We start from the raw sequence: 22,063 nt of genomic DNA on the forward strand, positions 1-22,063 counted from the left end.
GCGCGCGCGCCCGCCCGTCCCAAGACGCGGGAATTGCGCCAGTGTTGGCCTGTTCGTGGCCCACTGATCGCCCCACCGCACCGTGCGGAGCCCGGAATGATCTCCGGGGCAAGGGTTCACCCGATGGTCGTCTCGCCCTCCAGTCGCCCGTCCATTGGTCTATACCAATTGCGGTACGGTGCTGCCCAGGACGCTGTCGAAACACGCGGCTGTGGGGGCCTCATGACTGTGCATCACCTTCCTCAACCACCTTCCGACCAGGAGCTCTACTGGTACTTCGGACCACAGCGCCGCTGGGTGCTGATCTGCACCTCGCTGGCGTTCAGCTTCACCGCCGTGACGATGCTGACCTTCTCGCTGCGCACCCCCGCCCTCTGGGCCTTCCTCGCGGTGCTGGCGGTGAACCTGGTCGCCCTGGCGCTCTCCTCGCTCAACAGCCTGCGCTCGCGCCGCCTCACCCGGCAGTCGCACGAGGTGCTGGTGAACGCCTGGCACCCGGCCGAGCTGCCCCCCGTCGACCTCTACCTGCCGACCTGCGGTGAGCCGCTGGACGTGCTGGCCAACGCCTACCGCGCGGTCGCCCGGGTCGAGTGGCCGAAGGCGCTCACCGTCTGGGTGCTGGACGACGCCGACCGGCCCGAGGTGGCCGAGCTGGCCGCCGCGCACGGCTACGAGTACGTGGTCCGCCCGGACCGCGGCGCCTTCAAGAAGGCGGGCAACCTCAACCACGCGCTGACGCTCAGCACGGCCGAGTTCGTCGCCATCCTGGACGCCGACTTCGCGCCCCGGCCGGACTTCCTGCGCCACCTGGTGCCGTACTTCGCCGATCCCGGCATCGGCATCGTGCAGAGCCCGCAGTGCTTCGACACCGACGAGACCATGGGCTGGATCCAGCGCGCCGCCGGCTCCGCCCAGGAGTGGTTCTTCCGGTGGATCCAGCCCTCCCGGGACGCCAGTGACGCGGCCATCTGCTGCGGCAGCAACGCGGTCTACCGGCGCACCGCGATCGACGCCGCCGGCGGCTTCGCCAAGCTGGACCACAGCGAGGACCTGTTCACCGGCCTGGCGCTGTACGCCCAGGGCTTCAAGACCCTCTACGTCCCGGTGCTGGTCGCCAAGGGCACCTCGCCGGACAACCTGGCCTCCTTCGTCAACCAGCAGTACCGCTGGGCGATGGGCAACCTGCACCTGCTCGCCACCCCCGAGCTGAAGCGGATCGGCGCGCCCTGGCGGATGCGGCTGTGCTTCTACGAGGGCGTGGTCGGCTACCTGACCACCGTGGTGAACATCTTCGCCGCGCCGCTGCCGCCACTGGTGATGATGTTCTGGTACCCGGACGAGATCCGGCCCTGGCACGTGCTGCCGCTGCTCGCACCGCTCTGGCTCTGGCACGTGCTGCTGCCCCGGATCAGCCGCACCCGCTGGCGGGTCGAGGTGATCCGCGCCAACGTGCTGATGAGCGTCGCCGCCGGTGCCGCGTTCTGGCACACCCTGCGCGGCCGCAGCGCCGCCTGGGTGCCGACCGGCACGGCCGGCCCCGGCAAGAGCAAGTCGGGCAAGCTGGCGCAGCAGGTCACCGTGGTCTCGCTGATCTGGCTGGTCGGCTCGGTCGGCGCCGCCGCCGTGGGCCTGGCGCTCGCGGCGGCCGAGCACGGCATCGCGCCCACCTGGGGCCTCGGGCTCTACCTGCTGGTGCAGTTCCAGATCAGCCTGCCGCTGATCCGCGACCTGCTGATCGAACTGGTGCCGGGCGCCTCGGAGACGGTCGAGTCCCGCAACGCCACCCGGGCCCGCCGGGCGATGCTGCCCCGCCGCTGGCCGGAGGCGCTCGCCGCCACCGCCGCCCTCGTCCTCGTCGCTCTGCTCGCCTCCGGCTGGGTCCGCCCCATGCTGCCCTGGCTGGGCTGAAAGGTCGTCACACCGATGTCCTCGTCCGTCGATTCGGACCTCCGTCCCACCTCCTACGTCATACCCGCGCAGCGCCCCGCGCCCGCGCGCACCACCGCCCCCGGCCGGCCGAGCGGCTTCCGGGCCGACATCGAGGGCCTGCGCGCGCTCGCCGTGCTGGCCGTGCTGGCCTTCCACGCCTCGGTGCCCGGCCTGGCCGGCGGTTTCGTCGGGGTGGACGTCTTCTTCGTCGTCTCCGGCTACCTGATCACCCATCTGCTGGTCCGCGAGGCCGTCACCACCGGCCGGATCCGGCTCGGCGAGTTCTTCGCCCGCCGGGCCCGCCGCCTGCTGCCCTCGGCCGCGCTGGTGCTCGGCGTGGTCGCGCTGGCCGGTGCCTGGCTCACCGTGCCGCTGCGCCGAACCGACCTCGAGTACGACGTCCTGGCGGCGGCGCTGTCGATCGGGAACTGGCGCTTCATCGCCCAGCAGACCGACTACCTGGCGGCCGGGCGGGACGAGAGCCCGCTGCTGCACTTCTGGTCGCTGGCGGTGGAGGAGCAGTTCTACCTGTTCTGGGGCCCGCTGCTGGCCGCCGTGGTGTTCTTCGCAGGGCGGGCCGCCCGCCGCGGCCGCTCGGTGCGCTCGGTGACCACCGTGATCGCCACCGGGCTGACCGCCGCCTCCTTCCTCCTCGCGCTGTACTGGACCCAGGGCTCCGCCTCGCTGGCGTACCTCGCGACCCCGTCCCGGGCCTGGCAGTTCGGCGTGGGCGCACTGCTCGCGCTGCTGCCGTGGCACCTGCTGCCCTCCACCCGGACGCTGCGTCAACTGTGCGGCTGGGCTGGCCTGTTCGCCATCGTCGCGGCCGTGCTGGTCTTCGACTCCAAGACCCCCTACCCCGGCTACGCCGCCCTGCTGCCGACCCTCGGCACCGCCGCCGTGATCCTGGCCGGCACCCCCGACCGGACCGGCGCGGGCACCGACCAGGGCGTCAACCGCCTGCTGGGCACCCGTGCGCCCCGGGCCGTCGGCCGGCTCTCCTACAACCTCTACCTCTGGCACTGGCCGGTGCTGATCCTCGCGGAGGCGCAGTTCGGCGCGCTCTCCTGGCCGGTGAAGGTGGCGCTCACCGCCGCCGCCGCGCTGCCCGCGATGGCCGCCATGCGCTGGATCGAGACGCCGCTGCGGCACAACCGCACGCTCTCCGAACTCCCGCGCCGCGGCCTCTCCCTGGGCCTCGCCGCGGTCATCGTCCCGGTGGTGCTGGCGCTGGTGGTCGGCACCGGGACGCTGCGCCTGCTCGGCCCCTCCAAGCCCGTCGACCTGCTCGGCCTGCCGCCGGGCTCCCCCGACGGCACCTCGCTGCTGGTGCAGACCGCCGGCGCCCCCAAGGGCGGTCCGGTGGTGCCCGATCCGGTGCAGGCCCGGCAGGACTTCCCGCCCGACGGCGAGTGCGAGGTGGCCCCGACCGCGGTCAGCAGCCCCGCCTGCCTGTTCGGCAACACCACCAGCCCCGACCGGGTGGTGCTGCTGGGCGACTCGCACGCCGGGCAGTGGTTCTCCGCGATGCTGGCGATCGCCGCCGAACGCGGCTGGGCGCTGGAGGAGTTGGTCAAGCAGGGCTGCCCGCTGCCCGAACTCACCGTGGTGAACCCCCAGTTGGGCCGCACCTACCACGAGTGCGACACCTGGCGGACGGCAGCGCTGGAGCGCATCGCGAAGGGCCCCAAGCCCCGGCTGATCGCCGTCTCCACCCTCAACCGCTACACCGACGACCCCGAACTGCTGCTCCGGGGCTGGGAGAAGACCCTCGCCCCGCTGCGCGCCCTCGGCGTGCCGGTGGTCTACCTCCAGGACACCCCCGTCCCCGGCACCGACGTGCCGGCCTGCGTCTCCGGCCACACCGCGGACCCGGCGGCCTGCGCCTTCGACCGCGCCAAGGCCCAGTGGGCGGACCCGCTGGCCGAGGCCGTCGCGGCGGGCCGGATGCCCGGGGTGCACAGCGTCTCGGTGAACTCCGTGCTCTGCCCCGGCACCGGGAAGGCCTGCCCGGCGGTGCTGGAGCGCATCCTGCTCTACCGCGACGACGCGCACATCACCAACGTGGCGGCGGTGGTGCTCACCCCGCGCCTGGAGCGGCTGCTCACCGAGGCCGGGCTGGTACCGGCCCGCGGCGGCACCGCCGGGACCCCGCAGGCGGGCGGCTGGACGCAGCTGCTGCGGGACGACTTCGACGGGCCGTCCGGGAGCCGCCCCTCGGCCGCCAACTGGCAGTACGACCTCGGTACCTGCTACCCCGGCTGCCCGGCCCCGCAGTGGGGCACCGGCGAGGTCGAGACCATGACCGACTCCACCGCCAACGTCCGCCTGGACGGCAGGGGCGCCCTGGAGATCGTCCCCACCCGCGCGGCGGACGGCAGCTGGTCCTCGGGCCGGATCGAGTCCCGCCGGGCCGACCTCAAGCCCCAGCCCGGCGGGGTGATGCGGATCGAGGCCTCGATCGCGCTGCCGGACGTCACCGGCCCGGCCGCGGCCGGTTACTGGCCGGCCTTCTGGACCCTCGGCGGCGAGCTGCGCAACGGCTACACCGGCTGGCCCGCGATCGGCGAGCTGGACGTGATGGAGAACGTCAACGGCCGGGACGCGGTCTTCGGCACCATGCACTGCGGCGTCCTGGACGGCGGCCCCTGCCAGGAGCCCAAGGGCCTCGGTTCGGGTGAGGTCCCGTGCGACGGCTGCCGGTCGGGCTTCCACGCCTACGCCGTGGAGGTCGACCTGACCGCCGGGGCGGAGCAGATCCGCTGGTACCTGGACGGCCGCGAGTTCCACCGCGTGGAGGCCTCCCGGATGGACCGCGCCAGCTGGGACAGGGCCGTCGGCAAGGGGCTGTTCCTGATCCTCAACGTGGCCGTCGGCGGCAACCTGCCCGCCGCGTACGGAGGCACCGTCGGCCCGGCCACCGAGCCAGGCCACCCGATGCGGGTCGACTACGTCTCGGTCACCACCAAGCCGGCCGCCAACCGCGGCTGACCTCCCGTCAGGGCCCCGTCGGACACCGTCCGGCGGGGCCCTTCCGCGTCACCCGAGGCCCGAGGGCGAAGCGGAACCCGAGCCCGGCGCCGAGGACGGGGAGGACGGCCGTCCCGAGGACGGGGTGGAGGTGCGGAAGGCGGAGGGCTGGGGGGACGGGCCGCCCGGGGAGGTCTCCTGGGTGGCGAGCAGCGCGGTGTACACGGGGGCGCGGCCGACCAGGTCCACCAGCTCGTCCAGGCTCAGCGCCGCCCGGTCCGCCGCCGCCGGGTTGATGACGGAGAGCCCGAAGACCGTGCCGCCCGGCGAGGCGAAGGTGGCCTCCAGGCGCGGGTCGGCCCCGCCGTAGGAGGAGATCCAGCCGGTCGAGCCGTCGCCCAGCACCCGGTGCACGCAGGTGGCGGCCTTCTGCGGCCCCGTCCGGGTGCACGGCGACTCCGGTGACTGGCCGGGGGCGACCGGCTGACCTCCCCGGATGCCCAGCCGGACCGCCTCCGCGGTCGACCCCGGTCGCGGGGAGGGGCTCCCGGGCTCGGTCAGCATGAACTCCGTGAAGCCGGACGGGCTGAGGTGCAGCACCGAGAGCCGCTGCGGCGCGGCCTCCCGCACCGCCTCCCTGAGCCGCTGGAAGCCCTCCTCCATGGTCATCGCCCGGCCGGGGCCGGTCGGCGAGGCACTGGGCGACGGCGAGGCCGTGGCCGTCTCCGGCGTGACGGTGCCCGGCCCGAGGCCGGCGGAGCCTCCCCCCGCCGCGGTCACGTTCACCACCAGCAGCACGGCGGCGGCCGTGCACGCCGCGCCGAGCAGCCCGGCCCGGGCCCGCCGGGCCCGGCGCAGCCGCCGGCCGCGCTCGCGCACGGGCGCCAGCACCGCGGGCAGCGGCGGCTCCTCGTGGTCCAGCACGGCGCCGAACACGGCAGTGGCCAGCCGGCCCTCCTGCTCCGGCCCGGGGTCAGCTGCGGTCATCGTCCTTCTCCTCACTGGTCGTCATGGTCGTGGTGGTGCGGCGCCCCTGGGCCCGGCCCGACGGCCCCGCCCGGCTGCCCGGTCGGCGGCCCCGTCGGCGGCCCGGTCGGCGGATCAGTCCGCGACCAGGTCGAGGACCGAATCGCCCAGCACCTCGCGCAGCTTGCCCAGCGCGCGGTGCGCGTCCGAGCGCACGGTGCCCTCGGCCAGTCCGAGCACCCGGGCGGTCTCGGCCACGGTCTGGTCCTCCCAGTAGCGGAGCACCAGCACCGCGCGGTACTGCGGGCGCAGCTCGGCCAGCGCCGCGCGCAGCGCCAACTGCCGGTCGCTGTCCGGCACTCGGGCGGCCTGGGTCTCGGGCGGTTCGGGGAGGCTCAGCTCCGTGCTGGACCGGCGCCGCAGCCCGTCGATGTGGTCGCGCACCATCACGGTGCGCGCGTACGCTCCGGCCTTGTCCGGCTCCCGCAGGCGTCGCCAGCGCGCGTACAGCTTCACCAGTGCTCCCTGCACCAGGTCCTCCGCCGCGTGCCAGTCCCCGCACAGCAGGTAGGCCGTCCGCCGCAACGCCGGATACCGCGCCGCCACGAACTCCTCGAATCCGGCCTCACCGCTGCCCGCACCCATCCCCGCGCCCCCTCGATCCGATCGGGGGCTTGCGTCCCCCACCCCTCTGACGCGGTGGCCCGCCCGTTCCGCTGCACCTTCGGCGCGGTGACTTCCCGTCAGAGGGGCTCCGCCGGGGTGGTGGACGGATCCGTCCGGGGCCAGTTCCGTCCATCCGGACGGTCTTCTGCCGGGCTCCGGGGGCCTCCAAGATGGTGATCACCGGCCGGACGGCGCTCGCGGAGAGCCGCGGCACCGGCCCCTCCACCTCTCGCAGAACGGGGAACCCCCATGTCCGAAAACCGTCCGATGCGCCTCACCGTCGCCCTCGCCGCCGCCTCCGTCCTGGCGGCCGTGGTGACGGCCGGCGGCCAGGGGACGGCCTCGGCGGCCTCGGTCGCCACCTGGGACAAGGTGGCCCACTGCGAGAGCACCGACAACTGGAGCGCCGTCAACCCCGCCGGCTACTACGGCGGTCTGCAGATCAACCTGCACAACTGGCAGTACTACGGCGGGACCCAGTACGCGGCCCGCCCCGACCAGGCCACCAAGACGCAGCAGATCCTGATAGCCGAGAAGATCCTCGCCGACCAGGGCTACCGCGCGTGGAGCTGCTGGCCCGGCACCGGCCTGGACACCGACCGCGCGGACCCGTTCCCGGCACCGGCCAACACGGTGCGCCTGGTGGACCTGAAGCCGGGCGGCACCCTGCAGAACGCCGAGGGCAACTACTCCACCGGCCGGTGGTCCGGCTGGAGCGACCTGGGCGCCTCCGAGATCACCGAGGTCACCAGCGCCGCCACCGGGTCCGTCAACCGCATCTTCGCCATCCGCAACGGCCAGGTCTTCGAGAAGGACGGCAACTACGCGACCGGCCAGTGGTCCGGCTGGTTCCAGCCCGGCACCGCCGCCCTGCCCACCGCCGCCGCCGCGATCTCGGCCTCCTCCTTCGGCAACACCGTCCACCTGGTGGTCGTCGGCACCGACGGACACCTCTACAACACCGACGCCGACTACAACGCCGGCCGCTGGAACGGCTGGACCGACCACGGCGGCGGCTTCAAGCGCGTCACCAGCGCGAGCACCAGCGACAACGTCAACCACATCTTCGCCATCAACACCGCCGATCAGGTGGTGGAGAAGGACGCCAACTACGCCACCGGCAGCTGGAGTTCCTGGAGCACCGCCGGGTCCGCCGCCTTCACCGCCCGGGACGTCGCCGCCTCCGCCTCCGGCCTCACGGTGCACCTGAGCGCCGTCGCCCCCGACGGCAGCTGGTCCAACACCGACGGCAACTTCGCCACCGGCCAGTGGAACGGCTGGTTCAAGATGCCCGGCGGCAACCTCAAGCGCATCACCAGCGCCGCCGCCGGCAACGTCAACCACGTCTTCGCCACCGACAACGGCAACCGCCTCCTGGAGATCGACGGCGACTACAACACCGGCACCTGGAGCGGCTGGGCCCCCGCCGCCGGCGGCGCCGACTCGCTCAGCGCCACCGCCGCCTTCACCGGCTGACGCACCGTCGACACCCGCAGGCCTCCCCACCGACCGTGAACCCGCACCGCCGCGAAGCGGTGCCGCACTTGGAGATGACATGCCCCGCCAGAGCGCACTCACCGCCGCCACCGTCCTGACGGTCGCCCTCGGGTGCACCGCCGTCGCACCCGCCACCAGCAGCGCAGCCGTCGCCGCGGGCGGCACCGCGGGTGCCGCCGCCCCGAGCGCCGCCGCGAACGCGCCCGTGGTCCGGGTGCTGCCGCTGGGCGACTCGATCACCTTCGGCCGCAGCAGCTGCAGCGGCAACGGCTACCGGGGCCCGCTCCAGGACCTCGCCACCGCCGGCGGCCGGTTCGCGATCGACTTCCTCGGCTCGCAGCGCAACGGCGCGATGGACGACCCCGCGAACGAGGGCCACCCCGGGTTCAGGGTCGGCCAGATCAGCGACGGCGTCGCCGGCGGCTGGCTGGCCGCCGCCCGCCCGGACGTGGTGCTGCTGCACGTCGGCATCAACGACCTCAACCAGGGCGCCAACGGCACGGACACCGCCAACGCCGCGGTCGCCCTGGTGAACAGGATCTTCGCCGAGCAGCCCGGCGTCACCGTCATCATGCAGGGCCTCATCCCCACCAGCACGGGCATGAACAACCCGATGCCCGTGGGCATCACCGGGAACATCGACACCTTCAACCGCCGCCTCGGGCAGGAGGAGTCGGCCCAGCAGCAGGCCGGCCGGCACTTCCGCTTCGTGGCCGCCCCCGATCTGACGCCGTCCCAGATGAACGACGGCCTGCACCCGAACGACGCCGGCTACGCCGCCTTCGCCCAGCGCTTCTTCGCCCCGCTCGACCAGGCCTTCAGCGCCCGCTGGTTCACCGGGACCGCCACCTCGCTGCCGCGCCCCGAGGACAAGGTGCGTCTGGTCGACCTCAACGACGGCCGGCTGCGCAACGCCGAGGGCGACTTCGCGGCCGGACGGTGGAGCTCCTGGAACGACATGGGCGCCGACGGCGTCACCGAGGTCACCAGCGCCGCCACCTTCTCGGTGAACCGGATCTTCGCGATCCGCGACGGCAAGGTCTACGAGCAGGACGGCGACTACGCCACCGGCCAGTGGTCCGGCTGGTTCCAGCCCTCCTTCGGCAGCACCCTCCCGGTCCGCGCGGCCGCCGTCTCCGCGTCCGCGCTGAACCACGCTCTGCACCTGGTCGTGGTCGGCGAGGACGGGCACCTCTACAACGCCGACGCCGACTACGAGGCCGGCCGGTGGACCGGCTGGACCGACCACGGCGGCACGTTCAAGCGCGTCGCCAGCGCCACCACCACCGACGGCGTCAACCACCTCTTCGCCGTCGACGCCGCCACCAACCAGGTGGTGGAGAAGGACGGCGACTACTGCGCGGGCAGGTGGAGCGGCTGGACCACCGCCGGGTCGAGCCCCGTCACCGCCCAGGACGTGGCCGCCTCCGCCTCCGGCCGCACCGTCCACGTCAGCGCGGTCGGGCTGAACGGCACCTGGGCCCGGACCGACGGCGACTTCGCCGCCGGGCGCTGGACCAACTGGACCGTCATGCCCGGCACCGGCATCACCCGGATCGCCAGCGCCACCGCGAACGGCGTCGAGCACGTCTTCGCCACCAGCGGCGGCCGCCTCAAGGAGCTCGACCTCAACCACCTCACCGGCACCGTCAACACCTGGGCCGAGCCGGCCGGCGGTGCGGATTCGCTGAGCGCCACCGCCGCCTTCACCAGGTGAGCCCGCGCTGACGCGGAGGAGGCCGGGGGCGGCCGGGGAGTACCCCGGCCGCCCCCGGCCTCCGTGCTCCGTGCTCCGAGCCGTCAGTCGAGCCGGGCGTCGAAGGCGAGCACCTCCACCAGGGCGTCGACCGAGGCTTCGGGGAGGCCTCGGGAGACGAACCAGGCGCCGATGTTGCGCACGTCGCGCTCCAGGAAGGAGCGTCCGCGCGGGTTGGCGATGACGTCGACGATCTGGGGGACGTCGATGATCACCAGACGGCCCTCGTGGACCAGGGTGTTGTACGCGGAGAGGTCACCGTGGGCGTACCCCTGGCGGGCCAGCACGGAGAGGCTGCGGCCGAGCTGGTCCCAGAGGTCCTGGACGTCCACCTCCTCGGCGGCGTACTGGGCGAGCCGCCGCGCGGCCACGCCGTGCTCGTCGCCGACGAACTCCATCAGGATCTCGGTGCCGGTGATCTGCACCGGGTACGGCACGGCGACCCCGGCCTCCCAGAGGCGGCACAGGGCGGTGAACTCGGCCGCCGCCCACTGCCCGGCGATGGCCTCCTTGCCGAAGGAGGTCCGCTTGGCCATGGCCCGGCTGATCCGGGACTCCTTGTGCTGGCGGCCCTCCAGGTAGCCGGAGTCCCGGTGGAACATCCGGTGCTGGGCGTCGCGGTAGCGCTTCGCCGCCATCAGGGTGCGGCGGCCGGTGCCGGGGACGGCGCGCTCCAGCAGGAAGACGTCGGCCTCCTTGCCGGTCTTGACGATGCCGAGCTCGGTGTCGACGGCGGCGAGCTCGGTCACCACCCAGTCCGGGCGGGGCTCGGGGCCCTTCTCGGTCGGGGTGGACTGGTCCCAGGTGGACCAGCGGTCGCCCTCCGGCGGGCCGTCACCGGCGGGAGGGGTGGTGGGTTCGGCGTCCTCGTCGAAGGAGTCGACGGATTCGACGGGGAACTCGGGGAAGAAGTACTCGGGCTCGACGTCGTCGAACCGCTCGTTCCGGCGGCCGCGCCGGGCGCCGCCCTTGGGGCGGATACGGGAGAAGGAATCACTGTCGGCGAAACGCTCGCGCACTGCGGGGGCTCCTGAGGAGTCGGCCCACCGGGGTGCGTCGAAGGGTGTGACGCGTCGTCAGCCGGTGGGCTGGGAACGGAAGTAGGCGTATGGCGCGCACGAAGAAGCGCGCCGCGACACGGCGGCAACCATTCGGACACACCTCCTCGGAACTTCCGGACTCACAACAGCGCGATCACCATAACAGCGGGCCCGCCCGCGGACGCAAGTGGTTTTCCCTCAGCCCTCGACCGGGTGCGCCCGCAGCACCGTCGAGGCACCCTCCCGGCGGGCCACCAGCGCGAACGGGAAGCGGTCCAGCTCCAGGCAGAGCGCCACGTCGTCGGGGTGGACGCCCTCCCGGACGCCCTGCGCCAGCTCGGCGGCCGCCAGGGAGCCGGCCGCGCGCAGCAGGTACGGTTCGGCGTCGGCGGCGCCGTCGGCCAGCGCGGCGACGTACTGGGCGCAGGCCAGGTCCTCCTCCGCCCGCCCCCGCTCCCCCGTGACCACGAAGGTGACCTGCTCGGCGCGGTGCTCCCGCAGCACGGCGGCCGTGGCCCCGGCCACCGCGAAGCTCGCGCAGAGCACCAGCGGCGCGTCGCGCACGGCGAGGGCGCCGACCGTTCCGGCGGTGGTCTTCTGGACGACGGTGCGCCCGCCGAGGTCGGCCGTGCGCAGCAGGCCGGGCGAGTTGACGGCGTCGAAGCCGGGGGCGGCCGGGCCGTCCTTGAGGGCGAGCCAGTCGGGGTGACGGGCCTTCAGCTCCAGGGCCTCGTCCAGGGTGGCGGCCAGGACGATCCGCTCGGCTCCGCGGCCCAGGGCCCAGGCGGCGGTGGTGAAGGCCCGCATGACGTCCACCACCACGGCCACGGGCGGGACTCCGGTCAGGTCTTCGATGGCGAGGAAGCGCGCGTCCATCCGTGGACTCTGACACGGAGGCCGGCCGCCCCGCCGGGAATTTCGGCGCGGCGGCCGGCGCGGCAGCCGACCGGGCGACCGGGCGACCGGCTGGACGACCGGCCCCGGGGCCGTCTCAGATCGGGTGGCCGGAGGCGTCGGTGTGCAGGGACTGGGTGTTGAACTTGATCTGCCAGACGACCACCTGGCCGCCGGGCCGCTCGCACACGACGGCGCCGTCCTGCCAGGGCCCGTTGCTCGGGTACCACTGACTGCCCACCGGGTCGCCCTGGTTGAGGTGGACGTCGTGGACGCCGAGGCCGGTGGTGAAGGCCTGACCGAAGACGTAGATGCGGGCGGCGGCCTCCAGGTGCGGCAGCAGGACGTCGAGCGCGTTGTCGCCGTTGCTGGCGATCCAGGGGAAGAAGCGGAGGTAGGGGCGGAAGTGGTCGAGGCCACCGAGGCCGAGGATGCGACGGCGCAGCTTGGTCACCGAGGTGGCCAGCGAGTCCGAGAGGTCCGGGCCGAACATCGGGCTGCCGGGCGGGTGCGGAGCGAGGGTGTGGTGGAGGCGGGCGGAGACGGCGGTGATCCACTCGAACCAGAGGCGGTTGCGCAGCAGCGGGCTGCGGACGTAGTCGAGGGCGCCGGAGGTGGCCGAGGAGACCAGGTGGTGGAAGCCGTCGGGGCGGTTGCGCAGGCCGGCGATGTCCGCCCCGGTCAGGTCGTCGACCACGCGGTAGCTGACGCCGACGCTGCCGGGGGCGTCCACGTCGAGGGCGGCCTGGTAGACGCCGACGGGCGTCTCGAGGAAGAGGTGCCCGTGGTACCACTGGCCGAAGTCGTGGGTCGGGTCGCGGGAGAAGTCGTGCAGGCTTCCGATGGCGACCCCGTAGTTCGGAAGAGCCATACCCCCACTCTCCGCCCACCACGACCCGACCGCAGGCCGAACGGCCCGGCACGGCAACCCCGTCGGGGACCGTTCGCCCCCTCCGAGCTGCCCGAACGGGCAGTCCTCCGTCACTCTGTGCCGATGGCCGGGAACGGTCAGGCACTCTGATCCGGCCATGTTCTGAGGGTCCGTCCGGTGACCGGAAGATGAAGACCCGGATATCGGACGCTCCGCCGGACGGCGCGCCTGGGCGGCCGGCGGCGGGGATCACCGCTGGTGCCGGACGGGCAGCGTCCGGATCGTGAGACGAACCGGGTCACCACCGGCCCGGCCGGACGGCCCCGCGGGGGTGTCCGGTACCGGTCGGCGGCCCGGGGCCGGAAATGATCGAGGTGGTTGCCCCGATTCGAATCCGTGACCGACAGTCACTCGGGTGAACGAAGAACCCCGTCCGTCCCAGGACCGCCTGCTCGCCCACCGCGACTTCCGGCACCTGCTGCTCGGCGCCGCCACCAGTCAGGCCGGCAGTCAGGTCACCCTGGTCGCGCTGCCGTTGGCGGCGGTGCTGGAGTTGCACGCCTCGGCCTTCCAGGTCGGCCTGCTGACCGCGGCCGAGACCGCCGCCTTCGTCCTGGTGGGCCTGCCCGCCGGGGCCTGGCTGGACCGGATGCGCAAGCTGCCGGTGCTGGTCCGGGCCGACCTGGTGCGCCTGCTCGCCGTCGGCTCGATCCCACCGGCCGCGCTGGCGGGCGTGCTGACGATGGCCCAGCTCTACGCCGTCGCGCTGGTCACCGGCGTGGCGACGGTCTTCTTCGACGTGGCCCACCAGTCGTACCTGCCCTCCCTGCTGCCGCGCGACCGGCTGGTGGCCGGCAACGGCGCGCTGGAGACCGTCCGCTCCAGTGCGCAGATCGTCGGCCCGGGCCTGGGCGGCGGGCTGGTCCAACTCCTCGGCGCACCACTGGCGATCGTCGCCGACGCCGTCGGGTACCTGGCCTCGGCGCTGCTGCTGGGCCGGATCCGCGCCGTGGAGGAGGAGCCGCGGCCCGCTGCTGTGGGCTCGCTGCGGGCCCAGGTCGCCGAGGGCCTGCGGTTCGTGCTCGGCCACCCGCTGCTGCGCACCATCGCGGCCGCGACCGGGCTGTCCAACCTTTTCGCCGCGGTCCTGATGGCCGTGCAGACCGTCTTCTGGGTCCGGGAGTTGGAGCTGTCGCCGGGTGCGATCGGCGTCCTGCTGTCGGTCTCGGCGCTCGGCGGGCTGGCCGGCGCGCTCTGTGCCGGCCGGCTGGCCGCGCGGTTCGGCCAGGCCCGGGTGATCTGGCTGTCCGCGCTGCTGGCCGCGCCGTTCGCGCTGCTCTGGCCGCTCTCGGCCGGTCCGGCGGCACCGGTGCTGTTCGCCGTGGGCTCGGCGGTGGTGCTGTTCGGCGCCGTGGTCTACAACGTCGCCCAGGTGAGCCTGCGTCAGGCGCTCTGCCCGCCGGAGCTGCTGGGCCGGATGAACGCCACCATGCGCTTCCTGGTCTGGGGAACGCTCCCGCTGGGCGCGCTGCTCGGCGGCGCCGTCGCCGACGCGGCCGGGCCGCGCACCGCCCTCTGGGTCTGCGCCCTCGGCTTCCTCGCCGTCCCCCTCCCCCTGCTCCTGTCGCCGCTGCGTCGGCTGCACGACCTGCCCGCCGACGGGGCCGAGCCCCGCGCGACCGCGACCTCGACCTCGACCTCGACCGCCCGCTGAACCTGCCCGGTGCGCCTGAGGGCACCCGACCCGAAAGCAGACGACCGTGCACACCAGCATCACCGCCGCCTACCTCGCCCGGTACCGGACGCTCGCCGGCTCCGCCGGCCCGGACGGACCGCTCCCGCTCACCGGCGCGCAGCGCCGCTTCCTGCTCGCCCGGCGGATGCGCCCGCTGGCCCGGCCGGACACCGTGCCGCTGTTCTTCCTCTTCCCGCGCGGCACCGTCGACCCGGCCCGGCTGCGGCGCGCCGCACTCCGCCTGACGGCGCGTCATCCCGCCCTCCGCGGCCGGTTCACCACCGTGCGCGGCACCCCGGTGCTGCGGCTCGGCGAGCCCGCCGCGGAGGTCGCCGAACTGGTCGTCGCGCCCGGTGGCTCCGCCGAGGAGGCCGCCCGCGAGGCGCTGCTCACCTGGCCCGCCGAGGGGCCGGTGCTGAGGCTGCTGCTCGCCGCCGGCCCCGGCGCGGAGCAGGAGCTGCTCACCGTCGCGCTCGACCACGCCGCCTGTGACGAGCAGTCGCTCGGCCTGGTCACGGCGGGCCTGTCGGAGGCGTACGCGCTGGACGGGACCGGAGGCCGGGAGGACGACGGGCTGACGGCCTACCGGGAGGCGGTGGAGCTCCAGTTGGCCGCCGAGCAGGAGGCCGCCTCCCCCGCCGCGCGGGCGCACTGGGCCGCCCGGCTCGGACGGCTCGGCGAGGGGGCGCAGGCTCCGGAGGGCACCCGGCCGACCGGGGCGCTCGCCGAGCGGCTGCCCGCCGTCACCGGGGCCGCCCGCGGCTCGGTCTTCCCGGCACTGCTGGACGCGGTGAGCGCCGCCGGGCACCGGCTGCTCGACACTCGGCGGACGCTGGCCGTCGGCTACCCCTGGGGCGGGCGTCCGGGGCCGGCCGCGGAGGTGGTCGGGTGCTTCCTCAACACCCTGGTCCACCCCGGCGCCGCGGGCCCCGCCGAACTCGACCGGCTGGCCGACGCCTGGTGGGACGACCTGGAGCACGCCGGGACCCCGTTCGACGAGGTGGTGCACGCGGCCCGTTCGGGCGGCGCCCACTGGTCCGGCGCGCTGGACGGGCTGCTCACCTTCGAGGACCTGCGGCGCCGACCGCCCCTGGTGCTCGACGGCGTGGCCGGGCGGGAGACCCACCCCTCCGGGCGGCCGATCGGCGCCCCGTTCGCGGTCGCCGCCTCGCACGGGGAGCGGGAGCTGCTGGTCCGGCTGGTCTGGGACCGCGCCCGCTGTCACGACCGGGACGCCGAAGCGGCCTTCGAGGCCCTGCTCCTGACCCTGCGCCACCACCTCGCGCCGCTCCCCGCCGGGGTCTGACGGACCCGGCCCCGAGAGACCACCGGACGTCCGCGTCCGGCCCCCCACAGCTCCCCCGACGGACGGCCACCACCCCGGCCACCGTCCGCGGGCGCGCACCCGCACACGGGCGCGCCCCGACCACACGCACCAGCCACAGCAAGGGAACCCACCATGTTCGACCTCTCCTCCTCGCAGGAGATCGTCTGGTTGCACGAGCAGATGCTCCCCGGCAGCCGCGCCTACAACTTCACCGCGGCCCTGGACCTCTGGGGCACGCTCGACACCGGGGCCCTGCGCGCCGGGCTGACCGCCGTGCTGGCCCACCACCCCGGCCTGCGGCTGGAGCTGGTCCCGCGCGCGGAGGGCCTGCCCGGTCAGCGCGTCGGCGGGCGCACCGAGCCCCGGCTGCGCACCAGCGACCTCTCCGCCGAGGCCGACCCCGAGGCCGCGTTCCGCGCCCTGCTGACCGCCGAGGCCGAGGAGCCGCTCGACACCGAGAGCGCCCCGCTGCTGCGCTGGCACCTCGTCAGGCTGGCGGAGGACCACCACCGGCTGATCCACGTGGAGCACCACCTGATCCACGACGGGCACTCCTTCGCGGTCCTGCTGCGCGACCTCTTCACCGTCTACCGGGCCGAAGTGCTGGGCGAGAAGGCCGAGTTGCCGGCGGCCCCGTCCTACGAGGAGCACGCCAGGAAGGGCTCCGACCCCGCCACCGCCGAGGCCCGGGCGGAGGCCCGCGCACGCAGTCTGGCGTTCTGGCGCCAGGAGCTGGCGGACGCGCCGCTGGACCTCACCCTGCCCGGGCTGGCCCGCCCCGGCGCCGTGCGCCGCCACCGGGGCGGTCAGCTGCGCCAGACCATCGGGGCCGACCTGGCCGAGCGGCTGCGCGAGCGGAGCCGGGCCGACGGCCACACCCCGTACAGCACCCTGCTCGCGCTCTTCGCCGAACTGTTGCGCCGGCACGGCGGCCACCGCGAGACGGTGATCGGCACCGCCGTCGGCAACCGGCCGCTCGGCTTCGAGGGCACCGTCGGCATGTTCGTGAACACCGTGCCGCTGCGGCTGCGGCTGGACCCGGCCGCGCCGGGCACCGAGGCGGTGGACGAGGTGACCGAGGTGCTGCTGCGGGCGCTGCCCCACCAGGACGTCCCGGTCCAGGAGTTGACCCGTGCGCTCGGGCTGCACACCACCGGCGCCGACAACCCGCTGTTCGACGTGATGTTCAGCGCGCACGACGCCTCGCTGCCCGACGTCCAGGCACCCGGCCTGGAGGTCTCGCTCTACGAGGGCTTCAACACCGGGACCACCCGCTTCGACCTGGACGTGGTGCTGCTGCCGGACGACCGCCGGGTGGTCGGCGAGAAGCACGGCGCGGCGGGCATGATGCTGATCTGGGACTACGACGTGGACCTGTTCGGCGAGGCCGTCGCCGAACTGCTGGCGGAGCGCATGGTCGGCCTGCTCCGCGCCTACCTGGACCGGCCCGGGGCTCCGCTGGCCGAACTCGCCGTCTTCGCACCGGAGTCGAGCACAGAGGAGACGACCAGGGAGACGACCGGGGAGCCCGACGGATTCGACGGGCTCGACCCGGTGGCCGCGCACGACCCCGGGGCGCTCGCCCTGCTGGCCGCCACCGAGCGGCTCACCTACGGCGAGCTGGACCGCCGGGTCGGCGCCCTGGCCGAGCGGCTGCGCGCCGCCGGGGTGGTGCCCGGGCAGCCGGTCGCCACCGTGCTGCCGCGCGGCACCGACGGCGTGGTGGCCCTGCTGGCCTGCCTGCGCCTCGGCGCGGTGTACGCGCCGCTCTCGGCCGAGGACCCGGCCGCCCGCCTCGGCCTGCTGATCGAACGGCTGGCCCCCGCCCTGGTTCTGGCCACCCGTCAGAGCGCGCTGGCCCTGCCCGCCACGGGCGTCACCCCGGCACTGCTGGACGGCCCCGCCGCGTTCCCGCCGGCCGCTGCGGCCGCCGTCCTGGACGGCGCCGCCTACGTGATCCACACCTCCGGCTCCACCGGGGTGCCCAAGCCCGTCCTGGTCGGACGCCGGGCGCTGGCCCGCTACGTCGCCGGTGTCGTGCGGCGGTACGGGCTGACCGCCGCCGACCGGGTGCTGCTCTTCGCCCGGCCCTCCTTCGACGTGGCGCTGGAGGAGGTGCTGCCCTCGCTGGCGGCCGGGGCCGCCCTGGTGCTGCCCCAGCGCGAGGTGCCGACCGGGACGGAGCTGGTCGCCGTGCTGGCGGCCCGCGGCGTCACCGTGGCCAACCTGCCGACCAGTTACTTCCTGGCCGTCCGCGAGGAGCTGCGGGAGGCGCTGGCGGACGGGCGCTGGGCGCCCCGGCTGCTGGTGCTGGGCGGCGAGCGGCTGCCGGCCGCCGCGCTGCGCGAGGTCACCGCGGCGACCGCCGCGACCGTGGTCAACGCCTACGGCGTCACCGAGGCCACCGTCACCTCCACCGCCCACGAGGTCTCGGCCGCCGACCTGGAGGCCGCCGAGATCCCGCTCGGCACCGAGCTGCCGGGGGTGCGGGTGCACGTCGTGGACGAGGGCCTGCAACCGCTCCCGGCCGGTGCCGTGGGCGAGTTGGTGGTGGCGGGCGAGGCGCTGGCCGAGGGCTACCTCGGCCTGCCCGAGGTCACGGCGGCGCGCTTCGTGAACGTCCCCGCGCTGGACGGCGAGCGGGTCTACCGCACCGGGGACCGCGGCTACCGCGACCTGTCGGGCCGGCTCTGGTTCCTCGGCCGCCAGGACAACCAGGTGAAGCTGCGCGGCTTCCGGATCGAGCTGGAGGAGATCGAGGCCGCCGCCTCGGCCGAACTCGGCGGCCGCTCCTGCGCGGTGGTCCTCCACCGGGACGAGGCGGGCGCCCCGCTGCTGCTCGGCTTCCTGGAGGCCGCCGAGCAGCCCGACCGGACCGCCCTGCACGCCGCGCTCTCCGAGCGGCTTCCCGCCGCGCTGGTACCGGCCCAGTGGACGGCCCTGGCCGCCATGCCGCTGCTGCCGGGCGGCAAGCCGGACCGCGCCGCGCTGGCCCGCATGGCGTCCGAACTCCCCTCCACCGAACGGGAGTCAGCACCTGCGGCCACCTTCGAGGACCCGGCCCAGGAGCTGGTCGCGCAGGCCTGGCGCGCCGTGCTCGGCCACGACTCCTTCACCGCCGACTCGCACTTCTTCGAAGCCGGCGGCCACTCGCTGCTGGCGGCGCAGCTCGCCGCGCAGCTGGAGCCGCTGCTCGGCAGCCGGCCCGCGCTGCGCACCCTCTTCCGGCACCCGGTGCTGGCGGACCAGGCCCGCGTCCTGACCGGGGGTGCCGCATGACCGCCGCACCGCCGACCACCCCGCGCACCCTCTCCCCCTCCGCCGTGCTGGCCGACGGCCACCGTGAGCTGGTCGAGTCCTTCGAGAGCTTCATCCGCCGCGAACTCGTGCCGCTCGCCGCCGAGTTGCCGGAGACCGCCGACCAGGTGCCGGCCGATCTGCGGGCCTACGTGCGGCGCCGCTCCGCCGCGCTCGGCTTCTACGCCGGCGACCAGCCGGAGGAGTTCGGCGGCGCCGGGATGCCGTTCACCGCCGTGGTGCTGCTGCACCACGCGGCCGGGCGCAGCGGCTGCCCGCTCGCCCCGTACGCGCTGGCCGGTTCGGACGGGCCGAGTCCGCTGCTGCGGCACGGCACGCCCGAGCAGATCGAGCGCTACCTGGTCCCGCTGGTGCGCGGCGAGTCCGCGCGCTGCCTGGCGCTGACCGAGCCGCACGCCGGGTCGGACGCGTTCCGGCTGACCACCACCGCCGTCCGCACCGAGGGGGGCTGGCGGGTCGACGGCCGCAAGACCTTCGTCTCCAACGCCGACCGGGCCGACATCGTCCTGGTGGTCACCGCCACCGACCTCGGCACGGGCCACGGCCCGACGGCCGGTGCCACCGCCTTCGTGCTGCCGATGGACACCCCCGGCCTGCGGATCGGCCAGCGCTACGAGGGGATGTCCGGCGAGCCGCTGTTCGAGCTGCTGCTGGACGGCGTCCTGGCCCCCGAGGAGGCCGTGATCGGCGGCGAGGAGGGGATCGGCGCGGCGGCCGCGCTGGCCATGGACAGCCTCTCCCGCGGCCGGCTGGTGGTGGCCGCGATGTGCGACGGCATCGCCGAGTACGCGCTGCGGCTGGGGGTGGAGTACGCCCGCGAGCGGGAGGCCTTCGGCGCCCGGATCGGTACCTACCAGCACGTCCAGGAGCACCTGGTGACCACCCGCGCCGAGGTGGAGGCCGCGAAGCTGCTCACGCTGGCCTGCGCCCGGCTGGTGGACGAGGGCACCGAGGCGCCGGAGAACGCCGCGCTCGCCAAGCTGACCTCCTCCGAGACCGCCGTCCGCGCGGTGGACCGCGCGCTCCAGGTGCACGGCGCCACCGGCTGGGTGCGCGGCCATCCGCTGGAGCAGCTGTACCGGTACGTCCGGATGATGACGATCATCGAGGGGACCTCCGAGGTCCAGAAGGTGATCATCGCCCAGGCCATGGGCCTGAGTTGACCGCCCCTCACCCCCTTCTCGGAGAGCTCACGATGACCACTGCCCCCATCCCCAGCACCGCGCACGGCACCCCGCACCAGGACGCACCGGTGCTCGACCTGTTCACCGACTGGGCCCGCCGGACCCCGGACGCGCCCGCCCTCGTCGACGGCGGCACCACCGTCAGCTACGGCGAACTCGACCGGCTGGCGGACGAGTTCGCCACCGCACTGCGCGACCGGGTCCGCCCCGGGGAGCTGGTCGGCCTCTGCCTCGACCACTCGGCCGCACTGGCCGCCGCGGCCGTCGCGGTGGCCCGGCTCGGCGCCGTCTCGCTGCCGCTCGGCCCCCGGCCCGGCGAGCGGCGGCTCCAGGCCGTTGCGGAGAACCTCCGGCTCGCCTGCCTGATCGGCGAGGCCTCCGTACTGCCGCCGGCCCACCGCGACGGGGAGCACCTCGTCCTTCCGCTGCCGGTGGCGGGCGGTGGTACGGGACCGGCCTCCCCCTCTGTCCCGGCCCCGGCCGTGGTGGCGGCCTTCGCGCCGTCGGCCGAGGGCGCGGCGGGCGCACCGGAGGGCAGCTTCTACGCGGTGCTCACCTCCGGCTCCACCGGCACCCCGAAGGCCGTCGCGGTTGGCGCGCCCTCGCTCGGCTCGCTGCTGCACTGGTACCGCGGCCTCACCGGCCTCGGCCCGGGCGAGCGGCACAGCCTGCTGATCGGCGTCGCCTTCGACCCGCACCTGATGGAGCTCTGGGGCACGCTCACCTCGGGCGCCGCGCTCTGCGTCGCCCCCGAGGCGGTGCGCTGGGACTCCACGGCCCTCACCGACTGGTGGCGCGAGGCCGGGGTCACGGTCTCCGTGCTGCCCACGCCGCTGGCCGAGCCGCTGCTGGACCGCCCCTGGCCCGCCGGCCTGACCCTGCGTCACCTGATGATCGGCGGCGACCGGCTGCGCCGGACCCCCGGCCCGGACGTCACCGCCACCGTCCACAACGCCTACGGCCCGGCCGAGGCCACGGTGGCGACCACCGTGCACACCATGGCCCCGGGCGCGGACCACGGCGCCGGGGCGCCGCCGATCGGCCTGCCGGTGCCCGGCGCCGTCGTCCTGGTCACCGACCCGGAGGGGCGCCCGGTCGAGCGCGGTGCCACCGGCGAGCTGCGGATCGGCGGCCACGGCCTGGCCCTCGGCTACCTGGACCCGGAGCTCACCGCCCGCCGCTTCGTCGCCGGGCCGGAGGGCCCGGCCGGCGCGGGGCGGGTGTACCGGACCGGGGACCGGGTGCTGATGCGTCCTGACGGCGTGTTGGAGTTCCACGGTCGGCTGGACGACCAGGTGAAGGTCAGCGGGGTGCGGATCGAACCGGCCGAGGTGGAGGCCGCGTTCGAGCGTGACCCCCGGGTCCGCCGCGCGGCCGTGGCCGCCCGGCCGGGGCCCGCGGGTGTCCAGCTGCTGGCCTTCGTCCAGCCCGCGCCGGAGGGCACGCCGCCCGCCGCCGACCTGCTCGCCGAGGCCCGGGCCTGGCTGCCCGAGCAGGCCGTCCCGGCGGTGGTCCGGCTGGTGGACGCCTTCCCGCTGGACGCCAACGGCAAGGTCGACCGGGCCGCGCTGCTGGCCGCCGAGGAGGCCGGCCGGCCCGTCGGCGACGGCGCGGCGGGCGACACCGGGACCGAGCGGTTCGTGGTCCGGACCTGCCGGGAGCTGCTGGGCCGGGACGGGCTCGGCCCGCAGGACGACTTCAGGGACGCGGGCGGCACCTCGCTGGCCGCCGCCCGGCTGCTCGCCGCCGTGGAGCAGGAGTACGGCGTGCGGCTGCGCGCCGCGCAGCTGCTGCGCTGCCCGGACCTGCGGGAGGTCGCCCGCCTCGTCGACGAACGCCGCCCCGCGGCCGCCGCCCGGGCCTGACCGCACCCCGCACGCCGCCCGCACCACGCCGAGTGCCACACGCTC

Annotated in this window: 14 protein-coding genes; 9 read left to right on the top strand and 5 right to left on the bottom strand. The window is 75.0% G+C overall.

Features of this window, described 5'->3' with window-relative positions; translation table 11 throughout:
• Positions 1 to 222 precede the first annotated feature (222 nt).
• Entirely contained in the window at positions 223 to 1,908 is a 1,686-nt protein-coding gene (locus ACWEPF_RS03050; RefSeq protein WP_452171156.1) for a glycosyltransferase family 2 protein, read from the top strand.
• A 15-nt stretch (positions 1,909 to 1,923) separates the two neighbouring features.
• Positions 1,924 to 4,920 (top strand): SGNH hydrolase domain-containing protein, encoded by a 2,997-nt coding sequence (locus ACWEPF_RS03055; protein ID WP_452171157.1) that lies wholly within the window; start codon positions 1,924 to 1,926, stop codon positions 4,918 to 4,920.
• Between the two features lie 48 nt (positions 4,921 to 4,968).
• Here the strand turns inward: ACWEPF_RS03055 and ACWEPF_RS03060 are convergent, their stop codons facing one another.
• Entirely contained in the window at positions 4,969 to 5,886 is a 918-nt protein-coding gene (locus ACWEPF_RS03060; protein ID WP_452171158.1) for a hypothetical protein, read from the bottom strand.
• A gap of 114 nt (positions 5,887 to 6,000) precedes the next feature.
• Positions 6,001 to 6,510 carry a SigE family RNA polymerase sigma factor gene (locus tag ACWEPF_RS03065; RefSeq protein ID WP_345285362.1) on the bottom strand — a complete coding sequence of 170 codons (510 nt, stop codon included), beginning with the start codon at positions 6,508 to 6,510 and terminating at the stop codon, positions 6,001 to 6,003.
• Positions 6,511 to 6,780: 270 nt separating this feature from the next.
• On the opposite strand from ACWEPF_RS03065, the gene ACWEPF_RS03070 reads away from it, so the two are divergent.
• Together ACWEPF_RS03070 and ACWEPF_RS03075 are read left to right on the top strand one after the other, a co-directional pair.
• The gene (locus ACWEPF_RS03070; protein WP_452171159.1) at positions 6,781 to 8,007 is read left to right on the top strand and encodes a transglycosylase family protein; all 1,227 of its coding nucleotides are present in this window, start codon (positions 6,781 to 6,783) and stop codon (positions 8,005 to 8,007) included.
• Between the two features lie 79 nt (positions 8,008 to 8,086).
• Entirely contained in the window at positions 8,087 to 9,745 is a 1,659-nt protein-coding gene (locus ACWEPF_RS03075) for a GDSL-type esterase/lipase family protein (RefSeq protein ID WP_452171160.1), read from the top strand.
• Between the two features lie 83 nt (positions 9,746 to 9,828).
• Here ACWEPF_RS03075 and ACWEPF_RS03080 read toward each other — a convergent pair whose 3' ends face one another.
• From ACWEPF_RS03080 to ACWEPF_RS03090, 3 genes are all read right to left on the bottom strand, one after another.
• Positions 9,829 to 10,803 carry a serine protein kinase RIO gene (locus tag ACWEPF_RS03080; protein ID WP_452171161.1) on the bottom strand — a complete coding sequence of 325 codons (975 nt, stop codon included), beginning with the start codon at positions 10,801 to 10,803 and terminating at the stop codon, positions 9,829 to 9,831.
• A 219-nt stretch (positions 10,804 to 11,022) separates the two neighbouring features.
• Positions 11,023 to 11,700 carry a 2-phosphosulfolactate phosphatase gene (locus ACWEPF_RS03085; protein WP_452171162.1) on the bottom strand — a complete coding sequence of 226 codons (678 nt, stop codon included), beginning with the start codon at positions 11,698 to 11,700 and terminating at the stop codon, positions 11,023 to 11,025.
• Positions 11,701 to 11,815: 115 nt separating this feature from the next.
• A complete protein-coding gene (locus tag ACWEPF_RS03090) occupies positions 11,816 to 12,589 on the bottom strand; it encodes a DUF2278 family protein (RefSeq protein WP_452171163.1) in 774 nt (257 codons plus the stop codon).
• A gap of 415 nt (positions 12,590 to 13,004) precedes the next feature.
• Between ACWEPF_RS03090 and ACWEPF_RS03095 the strand changes: the two genes are divergently transcribed.
• The 5 genes from ACWEPF_RS03095 (at position 13,005) to ACWEPF_RS03115 (ending at position 22,018) form a co-directional block, all read left to right on the top strand.
• Positions 13,005 to 14,303, top strand: a complete 1,299-nt coding sequence (locus ACWEPF_RS03095) for an MFS transporter (RefSeq protein ID WP_452171164.1) — start codon at positions 13,005 to 13,007, stop codon at positions 14,301 to 14,303.
• Positions 14,304 to 14,349: 46 nt separating this feature from the next.
• Positions 14,350 to 15,630 carry a condensation domain-containing protein gene (locus ACWEPF_RS03100; protein ID WP_452171165.1) on the top strand — a complete coding sequence of 427 codons (1,281 nt, stop codon included), beginning with the start codon at positions 14,350 to 14,352 and terminating at the stop codon, positions 15,628 to 15,630.
• A gap of 153 nt (positions 15,631 to 15,783) precedes the next feature.
• On the top strand, positions 15,784 to 18,930 hold the full coding sequence (locus tag ACWEPF_RS03105) for a non-ribosomal peptide synthetase (protein WP_452171166.1): 3,147 nt from the start codon (positions 15,784 to 15,786) through the stop codon (positions 18,928 to 18,930).
• Complete coding sequence (locus tag ACWEPF_RS03110) at positions 18,927 to 20,132, top strand: acyl-CoA dehydrogenase family protein (protein ID WP_452171167.1); 1,206 nt, start codon at positions 18,927 to 18,929, stop codon at positions 20,130 to 20,132. Before ACWEPF_RS03105 ends, ACWEPF_RS03110 begins: the two co-directional genes overlap by 4 nt.
• A 32-nt stretch (positions 20,133 to 20,164) precedes the next feature.
• The gene (locus tag ACWEPF_RS03115; protein WP_452171168.1) at positions 20,165 to 22,018 is read left to right on the top strand and encodes a non-ribosomal peptide synthetase; all 1,854 of its coding nucleotides are present in this window, start codon (positions 20,165 to 20,167) and stop codon (positions 22,016 to 22,018) included.
• Positions 22,019 to 22,063: the final 45 nt, after the last annotated feature.

The sequence above is a fragment of the Kitasatospora sp. NPDC004289 genome, from assembly GCF_053602875.1.

Bases quoted from the DNA above. Each gene is read 5' to 3' on its own strand.
- ACWEPF_RS03105 (WP_452171166.1), top strand. From the start codon at position 15,784: ATGTTCGACCTCTCCTCCTCGCAGGAGATCGTCTGGTTGCACGAGCAG.
- ACWEPF_RS03090 (WP_452171163.1), bottom strand. From the start codon at position 12,589: ATGGCTCTTCCGAACTACGGGGTCGCCATCGGAAGCCTGCACGACTTC.
- ACWEPF_RS03085 (WP_452171162.1), bottom strand. From the start codon at position 11,700: ATGGACGCGCGCTTCCTCGCCATCGAAGACCTGACCGGAGTCCCGCCC.
- ACWEPF_RS03075 (WP_452171160.1), top strand. From the start codon at position 8,087: ATGCCCCGCCAGAGCGCACTCACCGCCGCCACCGTCCTGACGGTCGCC.
- ACWEPF_RS03110 (WP_452171167.1), top strand. From the start codon at position 18,927: ATGACCGCCGCACCGCCGACCACCCCGCGCACCCTCTCCCCCTCCGCC.
- ACWEPF_RS03065 (WP_345285362.1), bottom strand. From the start codon at position 6,510: ATGGGTGCGGGCAGCGGTGAGGCCGGATTCGAGGAGTTCGTGGCGGCG.
- ACWEPF_RS03055 (WP_452171157.1), top strand. From the start codon at position 1,924: ATGTCCTCGTCCGTCGATTCGGACCTCCGTCCCACCTCCTACGTCATA.
- ACWEPF_RS03070 (WP_452171159.1), top strand. From the start codon at position 6,781: ATGTCCGAAAACCGTCCGATGCGCCTCACCGTCGCCCTCGCCGCCGCC.
- ACWEPF_RS03050 (WP_452171156.1), top strand. From the start codon at position 223: ATGACTGTGCATCACCTTCCTCAACCACCTTCCGACCAGGAGCTCTAC.
- ACWEPF_RS03115 (WP_452171168.1), top strand. From the start codon at position 20,165: ATGACCACTGCCCCCATCCCCAGCACCGCGCACGGCACCCCGCACCAG.
- ACWEPF_RS03060 (WP_452171158.1), bottom strand. From the start codon at position 5,886: ATGACCGCAGCTGACCCCGGGCCGGAGCAGGAGGGCCGGCTGGCCACT.